The 17,864-nt window shown below is 70.5% G+C and carries 14 protein-coding genes and 2 pseudogenes; 6 read left to right on the top strand and 10 right to left on the bottom strand.

Going from position 1 to position 17,864, the window contains the following annotated elements:
* Window positions 1-741: 741 nt before the first annotated feature.
* Complete coding sequence (locus tag SVTN_RS37190; protein WP_052499531.1) at window positions 742-1,302, bottom strand: nucleoside-triphosphatase; 561 nt, start codon at window positions 1,300-1,302, stop codon at window positions 742-744.
* A 110-nt stretch (window positions 1,303-1,412) separates the two neighbouring features.
* Between SVTN_RS37190 and SVTN_RS37195 the strand changes: the two genes are divergently transcribed.
* Window positions 1,413-1,865, top strand: a complete 453-nt coding sequence (locus tag SVTN_RS37195) for a YbhB/YbcL family Raf kinase inhibitor-like protein (protein WP_041134670.1) — start codon at window positions 1,413-1,415, stop codon at window positions 1,863-1,865.
* A gap of 297 nt (window positions 1,866-2,162) precedes the next feature.
* Here the strand turns inward: SVTN_RS37195 and SVTN_RS37200 are convergent, their stop codons facing one another.
* Complete coding sequence (locus SVTN_RS37200) at window positions 2,163-3,260, bottom strand: baeRF2 domain-containing protein (RefSeq protein ID WP_041133022.1); 1,098 nt, start codon at window positions 3,258-3,260, stop codon at window positions 2,163-2,165.
* A gap of 95 nt (window positions 3,261-3,355) precedes the next feature.
* Between SVTN_RS37200 and SVTN_RS45900 the strand changes: the two are divergent.
* Window positions 3,356-4,017 (top strand): annotated as a pseudogene (locus tag SVTN_RS45900) (MDR/zinc-dependent alcohol dehydrogenase-like family protein); the annotation flags it as partial.
* On the opposite strand, the gene SVTN_RS37205 reads toward SVTN_RS45900, so the two are convergent.
* From SVTN_RS37205 to SVTN_RS37215, 3 genes are read right to left on the bottom strand one after another with little or no spacing between them, the layout of a single operon-like run.
* The gene (locus SVTN_RS37205) at window positions 3,974-5,812 is read right to left on the bottom strand and encodes a hypothetical protein (RefSeq protein ID WP_041133023.1); all 1,839 of its coding nucleotides are present in this window, start codon (window positions 5,810-5,812) and stop codon (window positions 3,974-3,976) included. The pseudogene SVTN_RS45900 and the gene SVTN_RS37205 sit on opposite strands and share 44 nt — an antisense overlap.
* Window positions 5,813-5,828: 16 nt before the next feature.
* Window positions 5,829-7,376: a patatin-like phospholipase family protein gene (locus tag SVTN_RS37210; protein ID WP_041133024.1), complete on the bottom strand. Its 1,548-nt coding sequence runs from the start codon at window positions 7,374-7,376 to the stop codon at window positions 5,829-5,831.
* Window positions 7,373-9,061 carry a GMC oxidoreductase gene (locus tag SVTN_RS37215; RefSeq protein WP_218922699.1) on the bottom strand — a complete coding sequence of 563 codons (1,689 nt, stop codon included), beginning with the start codon at window positions 9,059-9,061 and terminating at the stop codon, window positions 7,373-7,375. The genes SVTN_RS37210 and SVTN_RS37215 overlap by 4 nt, the downstream gene beginning before the upstream one ends.
* Before the next feature lie 457 nt (window positions 9,062-9,518).
* Between SVTN_RS37215 and SVTN_RS46700 the strand changes: the two are divergent.
* Window positions 9,519-9,641: pseudogene (locus tag SVTN_RS46700) on the top strand (IS481 family transposase); the annotation flags it as partial.
* On the opposite strand, the gene SVTN_RS37225 reads toward SVTN_RS46700, so the two are convergent.
* Window positions 9,638-9,964 (bottom strand): hypothetical protein, encoded by a 327-nt coding sequence (locus SVTN_RS37225; protein WP_245727784.1) that lies wholly within the window; start codon window positions 9,962-9,964, stop codon window positions 9,638-9,640. The pseudogene SVTN_RS46700 and the gene SVTN_RS37225 sit on opposite strands and share 4 nt — an antisense overlap.
* A gap of 269 nt (window positions 9,965-10,233) precedes the next feature.
* Here SVTN_RS37225 and SVTN_RS37230 point away from each other — a divergent pair, with 269 nt between their 5' ends.
* On the top strand, window positions 10,234-10,821 hold the full coding sequence (locus tag SVTN_RS37230; RefSeq protein WP_245727786.1) for an ATP-binding protein: 588 nt from the start codon (window positions 10,234-10,236) through the stop codon (window positions 10,819-10,821).
* Here SVTN_RS37230 and SVTN_RS37235 read toward each other — a convergent pair.
* Window positions 10,807-12,405, bottom strand: a complete 1,599-nt coding sequence (locus SVTN_RS37235) for an ISL3 family transposase (RefSeq protein ID WP_245727788.1) — start codon at window positions 12,403-12,405, stop codon at window positions 10,807-10,809. The genes SVTN_RS37230 and SVTN_RS37235 overlap by 15 nt on opposite strands.
* Window positions 12,406-13,433: 1,028 nt before the next feature.
* On the opposite strand from SVTN_RS37235, the gene SVTN_RS37240 reads away from it, so the two are divergent.
* Window positions 13,434-13,748, top strand: coding sequence for a hypothetical protein (locus tag SVTN_RS37240; protein ID WP_159026560.1), 315 nt, complete (start codon window positions 13,434-13,436; stop codon window positions 13,746-13,748).
* 7 nt (window positions 13,749-13,755) lie between these two features.
* Window positions 13,756-13,992 (top strand): hypothetical protein, encoded by a 237-nt coding sequence (locus SVTN_RS37245; protein WP_041133030.1) that lies wholly within the window; start codon window positions 13,756-13,758, stop codon window positions 13,990-13,992.
* A 78-nt stretch (window positions 13,993-14,070) separates the two neighbouring features.
* Here SVTN_RS37245 and SVTN_RS37250 read toward each other — a convergent pair whose 3' ends face one another.
* From SVTN_RS37250 to SVTN_RS37260, 3 genes are read right to left on the bottom strand one after another with little or no spacing between them, the layout of a single operon-like run.
* The gene (locus SVTN_RS37250; RefSeq protein ID WP_041133031.1) at window positions 14,071-15,165 is read right to left on the bottom strand and encodes a Rieske 2Fe-2S domain-containing protein; all 1,095 of its coding nucleotides are present in this window, start codon (window positions 15,163-15,165) and stop codon (window positions 14,071-14,073) included.
* Complete coding sequence (locus SVTN_RS37255) at window positions 15,162-16,217, bottom strand: MDR family NADP-dependent oxidoreductase (protein ID WP_041133032.1); 1,056 nt, start codon at window positions 16,215-16,217, stop codon at window positions 15,162-15,164. The genes SVTN_RS37250 and SVTN_RS37255 overlap by 4 nt, the downstream gene beginning before the upstream one ends.
* Window positions 16,214-17,857: a phytoene desaturase family protein gene (locus SVTN_RS37260; protein ID WP_041134672.1), complete on the bottom strand. Its 1,644-nt coding sequence runs from the start codon at window positions 17,855-17,857 to the stop codon at window positions 16,214-16,216. Before SVTN_RS37260 ends, SVTN_RS37255 begins: the two co-directional genes overlap by 4 nt.
* Between the last annotated feature and the right edge of the window lie 7 nt (window positions 17,858-17,864).

A 17,864-nucleotide genomic window follows, 5' to 3' on the forward strand; every position in this document is an offset into this window, starting at 1 on the left:
GAGTCGGACCGCCTGGTCGGTGAACGACTCCACGGTCCTTGATCTGCTGGTCTTGACGGCAGGTGACGGACGGTCGGGGAACCGGCTACGCGGCCCGGCCCGAAGACGGCGCACCGCGACACAGGGAACCTCGCCACGAGCAGCGCCGAGGCGGCCGGCCCTGGCATGACCAGCCCCCGGACGACCGGCCTTCTGGCCACCCTCCTCGGCCGGCGTCGTTGGGCTTCCCGACGGGCCGCTGCCACCGACGAGCAGGCGACCGTCCTCGGCAAGAGGAATCGCATCCCGGCTTGTTTCGCTCTGGTGCCCTCCGAAGCCGGTGACCGTGTCATCCTGCTGTGCTTCGGCCCCGGCGTTCCCCTCGGCGAAGCAGGGAGGCCATGCCCCCTGTAGGCGGCCGCCGCGCCCGCCCCGCACGCCTTCGCCGGCGCCGAGCCGGCCGACTCGACGGGCCAGGGTCGTACTCGTCGACTGCTCCGGCTCCGTCGTGCACACCCGGTCCCTGCCGAGCGATCCCGTGCTCGTCCCGCGTAGCCACGATGATCGACGCGCACATCTCGGTCCACCGGCTGACCGAGACCTACGCACACGTCCGGAACCAGTACGGCACCAGAGCTCCGGCCCTCGACGACGTCCACCCGAAGCAGGTTCGTCAGACCGGGCCCGTTGCCCCTGCCGAGGACGCAAGGACTCAGGTGGTAGTGCTCGATCGACCACCCCGTAGCTCGGACGCGATACGTCTCATCGGTGAGCGGGAGGCCCTTGACGAGTCCCGGGCTGCTGCAGCCGGGCCGCGAGCTCCCCGGGCAGGACGTCCCGGTTCGCCGCAGTGAGGTGGACGACCTCGATGTCGGCACGCCGCCTGAGGGTGTCGGTGAACGGATCGCGGTGCGTGTGGACTGTGGCGACGATGTCGGCCTCTGCGGCGAAGAGAGCGTCGACCGCGTCCCGGAACGCAGTACACGCCAGTTCCATCCGCCCCAGCTCGTCGATGAGAACCAGCCGCCGTGCCGACTCCGCCGTTGTTGTCGGTCGCAGTGTCGGCAGCGCCAGTCGCTCCATGACGCCCAGGTCGACGCCGTATTTCCCTACCCGCGGCGGACCGGGCAGGTCGACATGGGCGAGCACCTCACGTCGGCCTGCCAGGGTCTCCAGGACGAAACCGACCCGGACGCCGGATTGCCAGATCTCCTCGGTGGTGAAGCCGGTGGCCGGGCGGGTGGGCAGCAGCGCGGCCAGCCGACGGAGGGCGGTTGTCTTGCCCGCGCCAGGGCGGCCCTCGATCAGGATCCTTGTCGGCACACCGCCGTTTTCGCCCAGCCTCCCGCGGTGGGCCGGGTGGGCTGGGTCGAACGAGGGGTTTCGGGTGCGGACCGGTGCCGACGCCGCCACCCGCGGGTATGGCGGGGCGCATGAGCGGAATTGAACTCAGCAGCACCGCGTTCGACGACAGAACGGTGATCCCCCGTCGCCACAGCGGGGAAGGAGAGAACATTTCACCGCCCCTGACCTGGTCGGGGGTGCCCCGGGAGGCCACGGAGCTGGTGCTCCTGTGCGAGGACCCGGATGCGCCGGGGACGACGTTCCTGCACTGGCTGGTGACCGGCATCGATCCGGGGACCGCCGGCGTGACGGAGGGCCAGAAACCCCAGGGCGGACTGCCGTGGCCCAACGGATTCGGGCGCGTCGGCTGGGGAGGGCCGATGCCCCCGCCGGGGCACGGGCAGCACCGCTACTTCTTCCGTCTGTATGCCCTGTCCGAGCCGCTGCCGCTGCACGGTCACCCAGGCGCCGAGGACGTGCACCGTGCCTTGAAGGGCAGGGAGCTGGCTTCGGGCACCCTGGTCGGGACCTATCAGCGCTGAACGTGGCATCGCCGATCGGCCGGATGAGCCGGTCACCGGCGCGGAGCTGTTCCCGGGGCCTGCGGGAACGAGGCGCGGCCGTAAGCGGCACGGCGTGACATCCGAGGATCCTGTTGCCGAGTACGCCCTCGGTCTTGCCGACGTCCTGTCCGGCCGGCCGTGGGCGGGCCCCGTCGAGCAGGTCGTGCAGAAGCTCGACGCCGACGACGCGCATGGCCGAGCGCCGAGACCATCATCGCGATCAGAAAGGGCTGGGTGCTCATCTGCCGGGGGAGTGGAACGGGCAGCGTGCCGGTGTCAGGAGGGGGTCCCAAGGTCGGTGTACCGCAGCAGGGCGCCCACGCCCTCGTACAGTCCCAGCTCGCTCTCCGGTACGACCACCAGTTCGGCACCAGTGCCGACGACGGCCCTGACAAGGGCCTCGTCGGCGCGCTCCTCACGCGGGGCCCGCACGCCGAAGGACATCAGCTCCGCCTCGCTCAGGGCGAGCTGAGTGGGCTGCGAGCCTGCCCAGAGCAGCAGCGACGACGCGGGTGGGCGGTTCAGCAACAGTGCCGCCACCTGGCCGCGCTGGAGAGCGGCCACAGTGGCGGCCAGCCCTTCCGCCATGGGTCCGTCCAGGGCACGCCGGCCGATGAAGACGTCCACGAGTTCCCGGTCGTGCGCGGCCATGCGCCCGCGGAAGACGCCGTCGAGCTGGGGCTCAAGGAGGGCGCGTCGGGTGTCGGTGGGAGTCCGGCCGCCCACGCGTACGACCTTGTCCCGAAGGGTGTGCGGCAGGCGGCGGATCAGTACGTTGCACGCCCACTCGTCGCCGCCGACGACGACGGCGTCGGCATGGGCGCGCCGCGCCCGTTCGTCCAGCCGATGGCCGAGCCGGAGGGCGGTGCGGTGCCAGGTCGCCACCGAGACCCTGCGGTGCAGCCGCTCACCCGGGGCGACGGTGGACGTGGGCCAGGTGCCGGTCTCCGCCTCCAGCGTCACCCACCCGCGGGCTTCGGCGGTCGGCAGGCCGCCGTAGTGGACGACCACGGCCATGTAGGGGATCTCCGGAACGTGCTGGGTGACGAGGGGCATCGCGTCCGGCAGGGTGCTGTAGCGCGCGGAGTCGTGCTCGGGCGGCCAGGGCAGCTCCCCGTTCAGCACGAGCGTGCCGTGTGCGGCGAAGAGGGTCTGCCCGTGCACCCCGGGCACCTCGGTGTCGGTGCCGACCACCTTCTCCAGCACGTTCAGCAGCCCCTGATCCGCGCCCTGACGGGACAGGCTCTCGCGCAGCTGCCGCCAGCGAAGCGCGATCGCCCGCTCGGGATCCTCTGTGTTCCGGGAGGTATCCAGGTACACGGAGGCGTACGGACCCGGCTCCGCGTAGAGGGGCTCAAGGAACGACAACCTCATCGCCACTCCTCGTCGATGGTGCCGATGGTCTCCCCACATTCGATGATGCATGCCCCCGAGGGTGACGGAGCCCGACGAGCGCAGAAGAGCGGTGGCGGCACAGCGGCCGACGATCTCCTCTTCCCGGCCCTTGGCACGTGCGGGAGCGGGTGGCGCCCGGCGTCAGGGGGGCCGGGGCGTGCAGAACTCGGCCGAGACGACCTTCTTGCCGCCGCCCCCGCCTACTGCGGCTCCTTCGCCTCTCTCAACCTCTTCGGAGGACGCGAGAGGACGCGCCACGGCTCACCGGCGCCATCGGGGAAGGCGCCGGCCCCCTGATGGTTCGGCCAGTCCTCCCTCGCCGCGTACGCGCTCGTCCCGGCCCGCAACGCCGTCCGGGGCGGCCCCGCTCATCAACAACGCGCTCCAAACACTGTGCCCCACCGGAACCCCCGGCTTCGTGGCACGCCTGCGCACCCCGCTGCCGCTCGGACCGGGCACGCTCGACCGGGGCCGCAGCCTCCGCCACATCTGAGAAGGCGACGCGGTACCCGGACCGCTGGTACCCCGGCTGACCGGCCTGTGGCGGGCCGGACGGTTCCCCTTCGACCGGCTGATCCGCGCCTACCCGCCGGCCGACCGTAACCGTGCTGGGGAGAGCCGTGACGGTGAGGCGGTCGCCGTCAGCCGGAAGGAGTGGGTTCGCAGACAATCGGTCCGGTGCCTCCTCGCGGTCACCCCTGACCGTGCCGTGCGATCACGACGGGTTCCTCGATGAGCCGTACGGTCGGCGCCGGCTCGGGTACCGGCCGCTTCCACACGCCCTCTGCGTCCGCGACCTCGTCGATCTTCCAGTTCCGGCAGGTCCCGTCGAGTGCCAGCGGGTAGAGGGTGAGCGTGCCGTCCTGTGCGAGGTGCATCCGGAGGAAGCCCTTGTGGTCGTCGATGGACTGCCCGGACATCTGCCAGTCGGCGACCAGGCCCCGGTTCGTCCACAGCACCCACAGGGCGAAGAGCTGGGAGCCGAGGGAAGCGCCCATCACCGCGGCGACGACCAGCAGGATCGCCAGGAACGCGAAGCCGTTCCAGGAGGACGGGACCGAGCGGGCGATGGCGACGGTGACGGTCAGCGACGCGGCGGCGACCGCCGCCTGGAACAGCACGGCCACGACCGGACCGGACGGCGCCCTGGGGCGCCGTTCGCGCAGCAGCCCACTCCACCAGCCGATCACGAAGGGCAGGACGAAGAGGACGGCACTCGTGCAGAGCAGGCCGAGCACATCGTCGACGCCGGCGCTCCGCAAGGCCCCGACGGGATTGTGCCGGCCTTCGGCCAGCGCGAACGCGCCGCTCATGATCAGGACGAGCACCATCTGTACCGCCCCGGCCAGGACGGCGAATCCGGGGTTGCGCCGAGGGAGCCAGTACCGCGACCACGGCTCGGCGATGGCGCGGGCGAGCGAGCGGGACTCCGCCGCGTCCGGGTACGTGTGCTGGGCGAGGGCGAGCGCAGTCGGCGGCTGGTCCTTCTTCTGCATGCGCGAGGCGGCCGGCGGCAGGAGCAGGGCCTTCGGGAGCCTGTGGGTGGACGAGAGGTACGCCCCGCCGAGGCCGCACGTCACCATCTGGCGCCGCCGGGGGTCCGGGGGCAGGGCGTCGCCGGCCCCGGCCCGGTCGTCGGGCAGCCGCTCCGCGTAGCGGGCGTAGTGGTGCTTGTCGCCGGTCAGCCACAACCGGATCGAGGCGCCCGTCTCCTCGCGCTTCCGGGTCGTCCGGTCGAAGCGGGACCGCACGATGTTGCGGTCGAACCAGTGCAGGGAGTTGAAGGCGTCGGGCCTCTCGTCGCTCCTCACCCAGGTGGGCTCGGCCGAGCAGACGATCACGCTGTCACCCGGACGCAGCCGCGGCGAGAGGTGGGTCTCGAAGTAGCGCCGCTGCGGATCGTCGAAGTAGGTGCCGAGCTGGCTGTCCAGACCGACGAGCCACCAGTGCTGCGGCAGTTCCACGGCGAAGTAACTCCGGGTCTGCCGGGTCTGCCAGCCGCCGATCGCGCTTTCCTGGGCGAACATCCGTAGGAACGCGGTGAGTCCGTCGTACCAGTCGTGGTTGCCCGGCAGCGCGACCATGAGCGGCTCGTCCGGCGCCGACGGGAGCGCCGCGCGGTAGGGCCCTTTCATCCGGTCCTCGTACCCGGTCGCCGACGCCACCGGGTACACCTGGTCCCCGCCGAGGACGAGCAGCGCGCCACGGGGGAGTGGGTCGGCCCCGTCGACGGCGAGTCGGTCCGCCCCCAGGACGGATGCCACCGAGGCCGTCGCCTCGAATCCGTCGCCGAGGTCCGCGACGAAATCGATCCAGATCTCCTCGGCGCCGGGATCCGCCAACGGCGCCCGCAGGAGACCGGCCTTCAGGGCGCCCTGGATCTCTCGCTTGTCCGAGTAGTCGGCGAAGACGGCGGCCAGCAGGACCTTGACCGCCGTACGCGCCAGCTCCTTCGGCGCGAGCCAGCGGACCTGCTCCTGAGGAGTGAATCGGAGCGCCTCCGCGTGTCTGCGCAGTTCATGGAAGTCCATGTCGACTCCTCCTCGGTCACAGCGGGGACCAGGGCAGGACGTTCTGCGCGTACACGTCCCACAGCTTGCCGAGGAAGAACTGACCGAACCGTCCCAGGGCGGTCACCCTGCCGGGCAGCGTCGGCGCTTCGACCCGGAAGGTGGTGAGTTGCTTCAGGAAGTCGGTGGGGCGGATGTGAACGGTTCCCGAGGCCACCGACTCGGCTCCGGACTCCTCGCCGGCAGCGACGTGACCACGGAGGATGTGCGTGTACAGGACGGACGTGTCCTTCCAGATCCCCCGACGGGAGTCCTCGCTGACCTCCTTGTACCCGCTGAGGGTGAGCCGGTGACCGGCCCGGTCGGTGAAGAACAGGCGGTAGCGCATCCGCAGGTGCTCCGGGTCGGAGTGCTCCACGAACAGCTGGAAGGTTCCGCGTTCGACCGGCAGGCGCCCGCCCAGCTCTTGGCAGAGGATCTCTCCGCGCAGCTCGGCCTCGTGCTCCGGGTCGGCGAGGAAGCGGTCCATTCCCCGGATGTCCACGGTCACGTGCAAGGTGATGTCAGCGGCGGCTCCGCCCGCCGACGAGGCCGCCTTCCGGGGGTCGTCCTCCCCGAAGACGACACGGCCGACCATGCGCTCGGTGAAGCGCAGGCGGGTCGGGTCGTCGGGGCGGTCCGGAGGCTCGCCGGGCTTGCAGGGGATCCCGTGGTCCGTGCACCAGCGGCGCGCGTGCTGGACTCCGAGTTCCACGGCCTGGGCGAATCGGTCCCGGCTGAAGTTGATGAGGTAGTTCAGGGGGACCTCGCCGTCCAGCAGCCGGACTTCGATCGGGCGCCCGAACTCTCCCTCCTCCCCGTCGCGGATGGCGGCGTTGCTGGCCTCGATCCGGCGCAGCCATTCCTGGAGCCGGCCGTTGGCCGTCGTCTCGATGATGTGGAAGTAGTTGGCCACGAAGCCGTTGCGCCAGCGGTGCCTTCGGCTGACCGTCCAGATGATCCACAGTTCGTCGCAGCCCCGCCGGATCGCCTCCTCGACGTTCGCGTCGGTCAGATAGACCGGGTCGATGTACGTCTGCCCGTCGATGACGACCGGAGGGAACCACATGGGAAGCGCCACCCCGGCACAGAGCCGGTCCTCGTCCATGCGGTCGGCGGTCACCGGCTCCAGTTCGTTGGCACTGAAGTTGTAGAGGTTGAAGGTGGCTTCACGGTCGGTGGCCCGGATCCGCTCCCAGTCGAGACCCCAGTCCGGGAAGACGTGACGCCGGTAGCCGTCCAGGGTGAAGAGGGAACGGGCGTAGGGCCCCTTCGGCAGTTCGCGCCAGTTCGGGCTGACGCCTTTCAGCGGAGAGAGCGTGCGCCAGTTGTCGGCGATCTCGCGCCCGGACATCCCCTGGCAGTACATCGCGAGGTTGAACACGCCTCCGCTGGCGCCGTCGGAGTGGTCGAACGTCAGCTCGGCCTCGTCGAGCAGGACCTGGAGGACGCCGGCCTGGTAGGCCACCTTCAGCCCGCCGCCGGCGAGGAGGAGGGATCTGCGCGGGGATCCGCCGTGGGGCGTGGTGCCCGGTCCGGTCGTCATGAGGGGTCCTCGGAGTTCTGCCGGTGGTCCTCGATGATGCGGGTGGCCGACCGGTCGGCGAGCGCTGCGATGGTGAGCGACGGGTTCGGGCCGACGGGGCCGGGCAGCACCGAGCCGTCGGCGATCGACAGTCCCGGGTAGCCGTACACGCGGCCGAAGGGGTCCACGACGCCTTCCCGTGCGCTGCTCCCCATCGGAGCGCCGCCCACGGGATGCACGGTGATGAGGCGGTTGAGCAGCCACAGGGGATTCGCCGCGTAGCGTCCGCCGAGACTGCGGGACACTCGCTCCATGGTCTCGTTCATCTGCTCGAAGTACCGATCGGACGCGGCCGGTTTCCAGTCGAGGTCCAGATTCCCGTCCCGGAGGAACATCCGGCCGTCGGGCACGTCCCTTCCCATGCCGAGCAGCGGCAGGGACGTCGCGGTGAACAGCCCCTTGCCCAGGGCGTCACCGAGCTGTCGTCCCACACGGCTTCGTGCGGTCCCGGTCAGCCGCGACCACCCTCGGCGCAGCAGGAACCTCGCGACCCTGTCGGACATCGTGAGGACATTGTCCTCGACGAGCCAGTTGAGGAATTCCGGGTACCCGGCGTCCTCGATGTAGAACCCCCGGTCCCTCTCGCCGCTCCCCTTGCGGTCCACCCGCATCGCACTCGTGATGACCGGCCCGAAACTCGGCTCCATCAGGCGCGGCACGGTCTCCCCGGGCCGGTCCCGACGCCGCTCCTTGGCCTTGAACACCAGCCCGAGGAAGTCCCCGTTCCCGGAGAAACGCGTTCCAAGGGCCGGGCTGAGCGTGGGGAAGGCGCTGCGGTTCCGCAACAGCAGATAGGTCGTGCCGAGCGTGCCGGCGGAGAGGATCAGCCGCCTGGCCCTGACGGTTCGCCGTACGGGAGGGGCCGACGGATCCTCGTCCCCGGCGGCGCGGTGCTCGATGTACGAGACCTGGAAGCCCTCTCGGACCGGTTCGAACGAGCGGACCTCGCAGAGGGTCCGGATGTCCGCCCCGAGCCGGTGCGCTGCGCTGAGGTAGGTGAAGTCCAGACTGTTCTTGCTGCCGAGGTTGCAGCCCAGGTCGCATTCGCCGACGAGCCTGCACGCATAGCGCGGGCTGTGGTGCAGATTGTCCTCGCCGCCGGCGAGGGGGGCGCCGGGCACCGGAGGGTCTCCGAAGGAGACGGCCAGCAGCGGAAGTTCCCACGGAAGCCCCAGCCGCTCGGCAGCCTGGCGCATGGCGAGGGTCTTGGGCGTGCTCCGATAGGGCTCCACGTCGAAGGGGTATCTCCGCGCGCCCAGCATGGTCTCGACCGACTGGTAGTGCGGATCGAGGTCCTCACGGGTGACGGGCCAGTTCTCGTAGCCGCCATCGAAGGACTCGTGCACGAACCAGCTTTCCGGCTTGCGGATCAGCACGTTCGCGTAGATCAACGACCCCCCGCCCAGCCCGCTGGACACGAGCGCGTCCATCCCTGAGAAGCTCCACATGTCGTACATCCCGTACAACCGGGAATCCGGGTCCCAGAAGTTCTTGGCCGTCTCGTGGGGGCTGCGGGGGAAGGACCCGGGCGGGAACGGCTTCCCTCTTTCGAGGACGCATACACGGAGGTCGGCGTCGGCCAGGCGATACGCCGTCACGGACCCGCCGAAACCCGACCCGACGACGACGGCATCGAAAACGTCCACGCTCGCCACCTCTGGAAGCCGGAGCCGGAACAGCTGCCTTGACTCCCCCGTCTGCGGCTGCCGCACGCACGACCTCTCTCCATGGTTCACCCGCGTGCGGTGAATCGCATGTCGAAGTCGGGCGGAGGCCAGGTGTACGTCGTGGACTCAGCCCTGGCACAGGGCGTCGAGGCCGAAGGCGTCGACGTGCTCCCCGAGCCGGACGGTCCGAAGAGGGCGGCCTGGTGTATTGATCACGAGCGTTGTCAACGCTGACTGGTCTTGATCATGGCGAAGACCTCCGGTGCGGTGGAGGTGTCTGGGCTCCACACCGCACACGGAGGTCTTCGTCTCCCACCGTGATGCCCGGCTGACCGTTCACGGCAGGCGGATCCTGGTCGAACGCGTCCTGTCCGACAACGGCTCCTGCTACAGGTCCAAGCTCTTCACCCAGAGCCTCACCGCGGCCGGCATCGCGCACCACGAGCGGACAGCTGCTCTGTCGGATTTCCTCCACACCTACCACCACCGCTGCCACACCGCACTCGGCGGGCACCCGCCCATCAACTGCGTCAACAACGCTGCGGGTCAATACACCTAGCCGCGGAGGTGCGTGCCGATCTTCAGGAACGCCTGGACCAGGGGGACCTGGGGGACGACCGGGGAGACGATCTGGGAGGCGTAGTGGACGATCACCAGGTCGAGCGCGGGGGAGACGAAGAGGCGCTGGCCGTGGATGCCGCTGGCCATGAAGGAGCCGTAGGGATCGTTGGGGATCCACCGGGGGTCGTGGTACGAGAGCGTGGCGGGCGCCTCGGGGGGGGCGGGGAAGCGGACGCGGCGGGGGTATCCGTCAGGAACACCGGAGACGACGGTTTCCGGGACGATCTGGCAGTCGCCGGTTGCGCCGCCGCAGCGGATCATCTCGCCGAGCCGGGCCAGGTCGCGGGCGGTGGCGCTGAATCCGCCGCAAGCGGCCTCGGTGCCTTCCGCGTCCAGGAGGTAGTACGCGTCCTCCTCCGCGCCGATGCGGAGTCTGGCTCAACTTCCGTGATTGGTGACATTCCGTCACAGCTGCCGGGCGGATAAGAAGCGTGGAGCTTGGCAGTGGTGGGTGTCATATCGGCTGTAGCTGGCTGGAAAGTGCAGAGATGGGAGGGCGGATGGAGAGGTTCACAGTCGAGCCACTTCGGGTGGTCGACTTCGTGAAGCACGTGCGGCGCCGCCCACAGATGTACTTTCTGGTTGAGCAGGGCAGCCCTGAGCTTCCCACCGAGGTCCTTCGGGCGGTGGCCTGGGATGCTCTGCATCGTCGCGACGGCAGGCATGGACGGATCAGCGTCGAGATCGGATCTGATTTCACCTTCACCGTGGAGAGCGATCAGCGCCCCAGCATCGATGAACGGGAGAGGCTTCTTCCAGGGTTCTTCGGTTCTCTGCTCGACATGTTCGACATGCAGCGCTGGGCTCCCTCTGCCGCTGCCGCACTCAGCGTCTGCACGGTCATCGAGGTGTGGCTGAACGGTCACGGCTATCGCCAGCAGCTGGTCGGGATGGATCCGACCGGCCCTCGGGAAGAGTTCTCAGCGCCGAAACCGTTCGGGACCCGGACCACGTTCCACCTCGATCCTTCATTCTGTGGTCCGGGCGAGGCCATCGCTTGGGCGCTGAGCCCCGAAGAACTGCACCGAGAAGGAGGAACGTGCAAAGAACATCCCTCACCCGCGATGTTCCCGATTCACGACCTCCGCGTGGAGACTGAGGGGTCACTCGGCGAGTAGGACTCGTTTTCGTAGGAGGTCGAAGCCGGCGCGTCCGAACATTTGTCGTTTGAGCATCTTGATGCGGTTGACGGCGCCTTCGACATGGCCGGAGTTCCACTGGGTGGTCAGCCCGGCTCCGACTGCGTCGTAGTCGCTGTTCAGTCCGGTGGCGAAGGTGCTGATCCCGCGTAGTCCGGACGTCCTCGCCTGGGTGATCCACTCGGGCAGCCGGTTGCCTTCCAGGCTGGTGAGCATCTCGGCGAAGGACCGGACCAGGTCGGCGGTCGTCTCCAGTTCGGGGCAGTGGGCCAGGAGAGTCTTGCGCTGTAGTTCCTCGTCGAGGGTGAGGCCGGCGGGGTGGCGGGTGAGCCAGCCGACCGCTGCCCGGACGGTGGGCGGTGCGGGAGGCGGAGCAGGCGGGTCGGGTCCCTGCTGGCCTTGCTTCCACACGGACAGCACGGTGTGGCCGCCCCGGTAGCCGCGTTCGCGGATCTCTGCCAGGAGCGCGAGACCGGTGATCTTCCCACCCGTCTCTGCCCAGCGTCGCTCCAGGTAGGGCTTGTACGGGTCGAGGATGCTCGCGCGCGGCTGGGGCCGCCCCTTCATCATGTCCTGCCACCGCGCGGCGCGGGCGTAGCGGCGGACGGTGTTACGGCTCCAGCTCAGGTGGCGGGCGACCGCCCGCTCGCTCAGGCCCTGGTCGAGGAGGTCGTGGACCAGAGCGTGGTGGAGACGTCGGCGCTCGGCCATCTTGCCGGCCGGCTCCGTCGGCCCGGTTGCCGGCTCACCGGCGGAATCGTCGTGTGGTGGAGTTTCCCATTGCGGGTCGGGCTCCGGAGCGATGGTGGGCAGCGAGTGCAGGCAGCGGCGGTGGTCGACCACGGTCTTCTCGACCGCGCTGACAAGATTCGCCCACAGGTGATACCGGTCAGCAACCTGCCTGGCCTGCGGCGCGGCGGTCGTAGCGGCGTCCGCGTAGGCGCTGGCCCGGTCGCGGCACAGAATCTCGATCTGCGGATGTCCGGCCAGCCAGGGGACGAGCGTCGCCGCGTCGCGGTCCGGGAGCATGTCCAGCACCCGGTGCGTGGCCGCGTCCGTGATCACGGTGCCGTACACATGGCCGCGGCGCAGTGCGAAGTCATCGACGCCGACCGCGACCGGGGCGCCGACGGCCGGGTCGGGCAGGTCCATCACCCGTCGGAGCAGGGTGCTGCGGCTCGCCCGGATGCCAAGCAGCGCGGCTATCCGCGCGCCGGCCCGCCCCGCCAGGGCCAGGCCGAGACACGCGACCGACGCACGCTGTCGCTCGGTGACCTGACCGTTCCGGCGGGTCAGCCCCTGTGCCTGCTCGACGAAGGTCCGCCGCGGACACGACGCCTGCCCGCAGATGAACCGGCGCACTCTCAACGACACCACCACCGGCCGCCCGCAGCTGGGTAGATCGGACGGATAGCGCAGGTAGGAGCCGTGCACTCGCTCCGACCACGCTCCGCAGGACGGGCAAGCAGCACCCAGCGTGGTGAGCCGGGCCTCGACCCGCACCACCGGACCCGACGCCTTGAAGTGGACGATCTCCACCTGCGGCAGCGACGGAAACAGCAACTTGCCGAGCCACGACCATGATTGCGACACAGTCGCCGACAGTCAGCTATCCGAGGCGCCTCGCCGACGAGATCCGGACGATCTCCCAGCCCCACCGACCTCGAGAATCCGTCACTCAGCGTCACCGACCACAGAACCTGGGCCAGACCCTCGTGTGCTGGTGGTACACGCGTCGTGTGGCCGCTGACCAGCGGAAACGGCCACGATCCGGCCAAGCTGCAGGCGGCTGGTCCGCGTATGGACCGGATCTGGGTCGGTCTCGTCCCTAGCCCTGAAGGGCGACCGCCATGCAGAAGCAGGTCGAACCGAAGGACGACGGCCGATCAGCCCTGCCTCCTTATGGCCATGATGAACCGGGAGTTGTGATCCTTACGTCCCCGCTCAGGCGGAGGGGGCCCGAGATCCGGAAGGCCCGCGAGGACCAGATGGCGACCGACCGCTTCGGCGGGGTGAAGGGCATACGACGGCGACCGCCTGGACGCCCCGGAGGTCCGGCGACGCAGCTGAAGGCGCGGGGGCGGGTGTGCTGACCTGGATATTCCTCTTCTGTGCTGATCCCCGAGGTCCAGGGAGGCTCGGCTCCGCAGTTCCTGGGCGTGGTCCCCCAGGTGTGGGCGGTGGCTGGTGGTCAGTGCGACGCGGCAGAGCGTGGCGGCCTGACCGGAGAGGGCATCACGTCCCGCATCGTGCCGAGGTCGCGCAGGACGTGGACGCCGTCTTCTGTTTCCCGAAGGCGCCTGTCGAGCGGAGGACAGCGTGTCCGCGGGAGTGCTTCTCGCCCCCCGGGGGAGGCGACCAGGCCCTCCTCGGCGCTGATGGAGAGGGTGATCCCGGCGTCCGGCCGTGCCTGCGGCAGTGCAGTGCCGGCCATCACGCTGCACGGCGGCGACGAAGGCGTCGGGCAGGGGGTGGCCGTAGGCGTGGGCGGCGAGCTCCAACCGTCGTACTGCTCGCCCTGTGTCATCTGCCCTTCGGGCTTGCGATACCCGTGGACGGGCAGGGACAGCGGGACGCCGGGGGGCATGTCGGTGACGCTGACAGCGGCCATGTACGGCCAGATGGTGAACCCCACGGCCAGCGGCCTGCCCGCCGGCGGCACCGCCGCGTTCAGCCTCGCCCCCGTGACGGCCGGAGAGCCCTCGGCTCTCACTCCCGAGACCACCGCGGCCACGGTCTGCGGCACGTACCGGATCGCGGTCGACGGGGCGAGCGCCTCGGCCGGCCACATGGCGATCCTCTCCCCGACCGTCACCGGCGGCGCCACCCGGTGCACGGCGGCCCGGTGGGTCTCGTCCAGCGTCTGCACCGGCGGCCGGCAGGTCTCGCACAGGGCCACACCTTGAAGGCCAGGTGGTGAACAACGGCGAGGAGCCGGGCGCCATGGGCGGCGGGGCGTCCGGCAGGACCTCGGCGCCTGCCGACACCCGCGACGACCGCACGGCGCACCACCGTATGCGGGTCGCCGACGGACGGGCCCCACACGGTGGTCCACGCTCCGACGCCACCCTGTGCGCCCACACCGACGACGGCACCCTCGGCAACGCGCGCGAGCTCCACGCCGAGCAGCAGGCGCGGCGGAGCGCCTGACACCTCGCCGCCGCCCCCGAACGCCCCGTCCTTCCGTCCTCCCGTCCGGCGAAGCCCCCGCTTCTGGGAGCAGCCGGACTACGTCATCCTGCTCTCCGCTTCCCCCGCCGCTCTCCGCACCACCGACGACGGCACGTGCGCCCGCAGCCGGTCCGGCGGATAGAACTGCCGGGCCCAGTGGCGGAACGGGCCGATCGGGCCGTCGCCGCGGGCCAGCCGGGGCGGGGACACGTACCGCTTCGTCGACCAGACCGGGAAGTCCTGGGACACGAAAGCGCAGTTGCCCCGGAACATCACACCCGCCAGCAGCCAGTGTGCCGAGCCGCTCAACCAGCGGGCCAGTGGGGCCGGGAGGGAGGCCGGCTCGGCCACCTCGAAGCGGCTCGTCTGGCGCAGCTGGAAAGCCGCGGGCGCGATCATTGTGGTCGTGTATACGGCACAGGTGCGCACCCCGAACCGGGGGAGCGCCGTGCACACGTGCACCCGGCTGATCCCGTTGCCCTCCAGCGTCACCTCCAGCGGACTCGCGCCCAGCAGCGGCACCCGTTCCTCGGAGCGCACCGAGATCCGGAAGGACCGCCCCTCGAAGACCGCCGGCTCGGCCACTTCCGACGCACCCCAGCCGTGCAGCGGCGTGAAGTGCCCGATGTCCACCGTGTTCTCGACCACGTCCTGGCTGTGCCCCGCCATCTCCCACGCAGCCAGCCGCGGCGCCCGAGTCCCGAGCGTGTGCCAGGGCGTGAGCTCCCAGTCCGGCGCCCGCCCGTCGTGGTGCCGCCACACGAAGACGGCGCCGTCGACCTCGCGCACCGGCAGCAGGGTCAGGTCCGAGGACGGCGGCGGGGGCGTGCCGTACCCCGTCCGCGTGCAGGCGCCGTCCGGGCCGAAGGCGAAGCGGTGGAAGGGGCACAGCAGCTCGTCGCCCTCCAGCGCGCCGAGCCCGAGGTGCGCCCCCAGGTGCGGGCAGTACGGGCGGACCGCCCGCACCTCGCCGTCGCGGAGCCGGTAGAGCACCACGTCCTCGCCCTGGAGCGGCCGGGTCAGCAGCGCGCCCCGCACCACCTCCGAGGAGAACGCCACCGAGAACCAGCCGTCGGGGTACGGCAGGGCCGGCTCGTGCGCGTCGGCCGGGCTCGGGCCCTCCGTGAGCGCCCGGGTGTGGCCGCGCCTCACAGCTCGACCAGCACCTTGCCGAAGGACGCAGCGCGGTCGGTGTACAGGCTGCGGTAGGCGGCGGGGATGGAGTCGAAGCCGCGGTGCACGGTCTGCTGGTAGCGGATCTCGCCGGCGCGCACCAGCGGCCCCAGCTCGGCATGCAGCGCCGCCCAGTTGTCCTCGGTGAACCACTCCAGCGCGAAGATCCCGCGGATCGTCGTGCGCGGGAACATGATGTACGGCAGCAGCCGGGGTCCGGTCCACTCGCCGCCGACCTGGCTCGACCACTGCCAGCACACCGCGACCCGGCTGTCCACGGTGAGCATCGTGAAGACGGTGTCGGTCATGACCCCGCCGAGGTTGTCGAAGTACCGGTCCACGCCGCCGGGAGCCGCCTTCGCCAGGTCCTCGCGGAGCTGCGCCGGGTCCCCGCCGTGCCGGAAGACGACGACGGCGTCGAAGCCGAGCGCCGTCAGCCGGGCCGCCTTCTCCGGCGAACCGGTCGTGCCCACCACCCGCGCGCCCGCCCGCTTCGCCAGCTGCCCGACCAGCGTGCCGATCGCGCCGGACGCGCCGCTGATCAGGACCGTGTCGCCTGGCCGTACGGCCAGGAAGGTGGTGAGGGTGCCCCACGCGGTCATCCCGGCGCCGCCGAGGATGCCGAGCGCAGTGCTCAGCGGCAGCGCCTCGTCGTAGTGGGCCGGGTCCAGCTTCCGGTACGCGGGGAAGACCATCGGGAACGTGCCGGTCTGCCACAGGGCCTCGGCGCCGTTGCTGACCAGGTGGGTGCGCCAGCCGCCGAAGCCCTGCACGAGGTCCCCGACGCCGAACGTCGCCCGCGGTCCGGCCGCCAGCACCTCCATGATCGAGTCGGCGCCCATGTGGTCGCCCACCGGGGTGTCCAGGGCGATCCCCTGGAGGTACGGGTCGACGGAGACGTACCGCGTGCGCAGCAGCATCTCGTCCTCGGCCAGGTCGGTGTCGAGCTCCTCCACCACCTTCACGTACATCCGGTCCACGTCCGGCACGCCGTCGTTGTGCTCGCTGACGATCCACTTCTCGATCTTCACGGGGTCGCTCCTGCGGGTTCGATGAGTTGGACGGGGAGAGGGGCGCTGTCGTCGACGGAGGCGGTGAACGACCGCCCGTCGTCGCGGCAGACGAAGTGCATGACGTGCCGTCCCGAGGCCGCGGCCCGGATCAGGCCGCCGGTGGTGGCCCAGACGCCGGACAGATAGAAGTCCGCGAGCCCCGGCAGCCCCGGGCCGTGCCGCTTGACCTCCTTCTCCACGGTCTCGCCGCTGTCCACGAACGGCTGCCAGCCGAGCACCGTGCCGTCGTAGTTGCCGGTGTAGCGGACCTGGGTGAGCGGGGTGGACACGTCCCGCACCACGATCGCGTCCCGCAGCCCGGGGTGCCGCTCGTCGAGGAAGTCCACGATCGTGTCCCGCACCTGCCGCTTGGCTCGCTGGTACTCGCGTCCGCGCCCGACCGGCAGCGTGTGCAGCTCCTCGCCCCGGCGGTTCCGGGTGGACCGCTCCGGACCGGTGCTCAGCTCCCGCCACGGCGCGATGTCGCAGAAGTACGTGGCGTACACCACGGAGGTGCCCGGCGGCGACAGCTCCGGGTAGTGGCGGCTGCGGAACTGCACGTTGACGCTGGGGTGCCGGATGCCGGTGAGCCGTTCCGCGACCGCGTCCTCCAGGAGGTACGTGGTGCAGGGCTCGCAGTCCGGGAAGGGCCGGCGCAGCCCCAGGAAGACCGTCAGGTAGCCGGGGAAGACCATGCCGGGTTCCGTGATGGTCCGGGTGTACAACTCCCGGTACGTGTCGGTGAGGTAGCGGCCCTTCAGCAGGTCGAGGAGCGTGGTGCGCCCGTCGCAGGCGGAGACCACGATGTCCGCCCGCAGCTCCGTGCCGTCGCTCAGCCGGACCCCGGCCGCCCGGTCGTTCTCCACCAGGATCTCCACGGCCCTGGCGTTGTACGTGACCTCGCCGCCGAGCCCCCGGTAGCGCTCCTCGACCGAGCGGGCCAGGCCCAGCGAGCCGCCCTCGGGGACACCGGCCGAGGCGTCGGCGTGCGCCGCGAGCTGGAAGTAGAACGGCAGCACGGGGAAGTTGGGATGCTTCTCGTACAGGATGAAGTTGAACGCCTCGCGCAGCAGCGGGTCCCGGAAGCGCTCCGAGTAGTCCCGCATCAGCGTGCCGATGGAGCGCCGGATCACGTTGAAGTAGGGGACGAAGGACGCCAGCATCCGCCAGCGCTCCAGGCGGCCCATGAGCCCGACCGGGGTGAGGAAGGGGTAGCGGGCCAGCGCCTTGCGGAAGGTCCGCAGTCCGGCGCAGAAGTCGCGGATCACCCGGGCGTCGCCGGGGGAGAGGGCGAGCAGGTGCGCTTCGAGGCGGTCCGGGTCGGAGTAGAAGTGGACCGCCCGCCCGTCCCGGCCGCGCACCGTGTTGAACACGTCGAAGTTGCGCATCCGCTTGCCCTGGAGCGCGCCGAGCTCCAGCCAGATCTGGTGCATCTCGTTGCCCGGCCCGCTGCCGAGCAGCCAGCTCACGCAGCAGTCGAGGGTGAAGTCGCCCCGGTCCCAGGCCGTGCAGGAGCCGCCCGGGATCTCGTGCATCTCCAGCACCCGGCTGCGATAGCCGTTCATCTGGGCGTAGCAGCCGGTGGAGAGCCCGCCGAGCCCTCCGCCGACGATCAGCATGGTCTTT

Origin of the sequence: Streptomyces vietnamensis (assembly GCF_000830005.1) — a bacterium.
Classification (GTDB): domain Bacteria; phylum Actinomycetota; class Actinomycetes; order Streptomycetales; family Streptomycetaceae; genus Streptomyces; species Streptomyces vietnamensis.